This is a genomic window from Paraburkholderia tagetis (assembly GCF_022213065.1).
GTDB classification, from domain to species: domain Bacteria; phylum Pseudomonadota; class Gammaproteobacteria; order Burkholderiales; family Burkholderiaceae; genus Paraburkholderia; species Paraburkholderia tagetis.
This window is the reverse complement of record NZ_JAKLJA010000104.1, coordinates 1-3,535: the sequence shown is the minus strand read 5'-3', so window position 1 is coordinate 3,535 and position 3,535 is coordinate 1. Positions and strand designations below refer to the sequence as shown.

Below are 3,535 nucleotides of genomic sequence, written 5' to 3'. Positions count from 1 at the left end.
TGCATATTCCACGCGTACTCGAGCGCGAATTCCACGGCGACCCGAGCACCGATTCCACGATGACCCGAGCGCGAATTCCACGCACACCCGAGCGCGAATTCCACGCGTAAGCGAGCAGTAAGCAGATACGACGACGCGGGATAACCCGTGGCACGCTGGACAATTTTTGTCGAGCGGTCACATGAGCAAAAGGTTATCCATGCGGCAAATCAAGGAAGTGCTTCGCCTTCATGCCAACGGGCGAAGTCATCGGGAAATCGCGGCAGCACTGCGGCTGTCGCGCGCCACGGTCTGGGAATATCTCGATCGCGCCCGCAGGGCCCGTCTCGAGCTCGAGCAGGTCATCGGGATGGTCGACGAAGCCCTTGAGCGGCTACTGTTTCCACCGTCGCCGCCCGCGAGGAAGAAGCGACCCGCGCCGGACTGGGCGCAAGTCCATCGCGAACTCGGCCGCAAGCACGTCACGCTCGATCTGCTCTGGAACGAGTACAAACTTCAGGAGCCCGAAGGCTACGGCTATAGCTGGTTCTGCAAGCACTACGAGCGCTGGGCGGCGGCTTTACCGGTTACGCTGCGACAGATTCTTACGCCGGGCGAGAAGCTGTTCGTGGACTACAGCGGCAAGAAGCTCGGCATCGTCAACCCCGATACCGGGGAGATCCGTGAGGCTGAGCTGTTCGTCGCGGCGCTCGGTGTGTCCGGATACTTCTACGCGGAGCTGACCTGGACACAACAGTTACCCGACTGGATCGGCTCACACGTGCGCGCCCTGACCTTCTATAACGGCGCGCCCGCGATCGTTGTCCCTGACAATCTGAAGTCAGCGGTTCACAAGCCCGACTTCTACGATCCGGTGGTGAACCGGACCTATGGCGACATGTGCGCCCATTACGGCGTGGCCGTCATCCCGGCACGTCCGAGAAAGCCGCGTGACAAGCCGAAGGCGGAATTGAGCGTGCTCCTGGCACAGCGCTGGATTCTCGCACGGTTGCGGCATCAACGTTTCTTCAGTCTGGACGAAGCCAACCGTGCCGTCGCCGCGCTGCTCGTCGAGGCAAACAACAAGAAGTTCAAGAAGCTGCCCGGTTCCCGGCGTAGCGTCTTCGACGAACTCGACCGCCCGGCACTACGCCCGCTGCCTGCCCGGCCGTATCAGTTCGCCCAATGGAAGGCTGCCCGCGTCCACATCGATTACCACGTCGAATTCGATGAGCACTTCTACTCGGTGCCGTATCGCTATGCCCGCGAGCAGGTCGATGTGCGCTACACCCAGAACACCGTCGAGATCTTCCATCGCGGGCAACGGATTGCCGCTCACGGTCGCAGCCACCGCCGCGGCGATCCCACCACGATCCCCAGCCACATGCCACCGCATCATCAGGCCGCCACTACTGACTGGAACCCGCAACGGCTGCTTCGATGGGCGACGGACATCGGCCCCCATACCGCAGCTGTGATTGAGCATCTGCTGCGCGGCCGCCGGCATCCCGAACAGGCCTATCGCGCCTGCCTCGGCATTCTGCGTATGGGCAAGAAGTACGACCGCAGGCGCCTCGAAGCCGCCTGCTGCTGCGCAATCGAGAAGAAGGCGATGAATTACCAGTTCATCGCCTCGACCCTGAAAAACGGATTGGAGGGCTCCTCTACGTCAACCGCCCCCCAGTCCGAACTCCCACTCGCGCATGCCAACGTGCGCGGGCCGTCTTACTACCATTAACAGGAGCAACCTGATGCTACACCATCCGACCGTCGAACGACTTCATGAGCTGCGCCTGTTCGGCATGGCCGCGGCGCTCGCCGAGCAGCAATCGCAGCAGAGCATCGACCAGCTCGGCTTCGAGGAGCGCCTTGGACTGCTGGTCGAGCGCGAGGCAACCGAGCGGCAGTCCCGCCTGACCACGGCACGGCTACGACGCGCCGAGCTTCGTTACCCCGCTGCCGTACCCGAGGATATCAACTACCGGCACTCGCGTGGGCTCGATCGCACGCTGCTCGCACGGCTGCTGACCGGCGAATGGATCCGCAAGCGCCAGAATCTGATCCTGATCGCGAAAACCGGGCTTGGCAAAAGCTGGCTGGCCTGTGCATTCGCCAATCTCGCATGCCGTCAGGGCCTCAGTGCCAGCTATCTACGCATGCCGCGCTTTAGCGAAAAGATGGCCATCGCTCATGGCGAAGGGCGTTACGTGCAACTGCTCGCGCAGTGGGCCAAGACCGACGTGATCGTGATGGACGACCTCGCAATGACGCCGCTGACTGATTCGGCGCGGCGCGACCTGCTCGAGATACTGGACGACCGGCACGGCAAGCGATCGACGATCGTAGCCAGTCAAATTCCGGTGGAGGACTGGCACGCCGCAATCGGCGATCCGACGCTCGCCGATGCGATCCTCGACCGGCTCGTGCACAACGCGCATCGAATCAACATGGACGGCGAGTCAATGCGCAAGACCGAAAACGGGTTGACCTCACAGTCCGACTCGGAGTAAAAACTGACCACCCGCGTCACTGCTTAAGTGCTCGCTTCCGTGTGGAACGAGCGCTCGCGTGTTCGTGGAAAACCTGCTCGGCTACGCGTGGAATCCGCGCTCGGGTGTCGTGGAATACGCACGGTTTCCCGGCAGTTCAGGAAAACACGGTTCTCGATCAAGCTGCGCAGGCGCACGCGATGTATCTCGGTCTGAACAGCGTCGTAACGGATACGGAGAGGGCTGGACAGCAAGGCTTCACGGCTGTCAGCTACCTTGATCGTGCTGTTCATTTCGGATTTCCGTCTAGTGCAATTGCTGACGGTGTGAGCGCGGCCTACTACACCACAACGAGTACTTCCGAAACGCAGTACGGCCAGACGCTGGTGAACGAATGGTTGTCCGGCGTGTACCACGCCCCGGTTTTGCTGACGCCCATTACGAAAATCGGTGTTGGTGAATATGAAACCGCGTTCAACGGTTCGCCGGAGGTGTGGGGCTCACTGACCCTCGCGGATACGTCGATGCAGCAACTCACGACGAGCGGCCCGATTACGTTCCCGTGCCAAGGCACGACCGGCGTTCCGCCCAAGAGCTATCTGGAAAATCCGACGCCGCCGAATACTTCGGGTCCGTGGGGCACGCCGGTTGTTGTCATGGGCAACGCGACCGATACGATTGTGCTGACTTCGGGCACGATGACGGACCCATCCGGCAACGTCATCAACCTGCAACTGCTCTATTCGGCCAACGATCCGAACAAGCTGATTCAGCCGTATGAAGCGGTCGCGTATCCGGCGACGCCGCTGGCTGCGAACACCACGTACACGGTGAATGTGTCCGGCACGGTGAACGGCAACACCTTCACCAAGCCGCCCTACACGTTCACGACCGGGAATATCGTCTGGTAACGAAAGCCTCGCCAAAGGAAAAAGCCCCGCATTTGGAGCTATCGTTGAAAGTGGTGTACGCGGCGTAGGGATGAGGCAGGAGAAGGCGGTGGCAATTGAAGGAGAATGTTGCTTCTCACGGTAACACTTCCTCGATCGAACTCCACCACCATGGCG

Annotated in this window: 3 protein-coding genes; all 3 read left to right on the top strand. The window is 61.1% G+C overall.

Going from position 1 to position 3,535, the window contains the following annotated elements:
* Nucleotides 1-199: 199 nt before the first annotated feature.
* The 3 genes from istA to L5014_RS38355 are packed head-to-tail and all read left to right on the top strand — an operon-like array spanning nucleotide 200 to nucleotide 3,379.
* On the top strand, nucleotides 200-1,717 hold the full coding sequence (gene istA, locus L5014_RS38365) for an IS21 family transposase (protein WP_238469066.1): 1,518 nt from the start codon (nucleotides 200-202) through the stop codon (nucleotides 1,715-1,717).
* 13 nt (nucleotides 1,718-1,730) lie between these two features.
* Nucleotides 1,731-2,489 (top strand): IS21-like element helper ATPase IstB, encoded by a 759-nt coding sequence (gene istB, locus L5014_RS38360; protein WP_238469065.1) that lies wholly within the window; start codon nucleotides 1,731-1,733, stop codon nucleotides 2,487-2,489.
* A 41-nt stretch (nucleotides 2,490-2,530) separates the two neighbouring features.
* Nucleotides 2,531-3,379, top strand: a complete 849-nt coding sequence (locus tag L5014_RS38355) for a CAP domain-containing protein (RefSeq protein WP_338019401.1) — start codon at nucleotides 2,531-2,533, stop codon at nucleotides 3,377-3,379.
* Nucleotides 3,380-3,535: the final 156 nt, after the last annotated feature.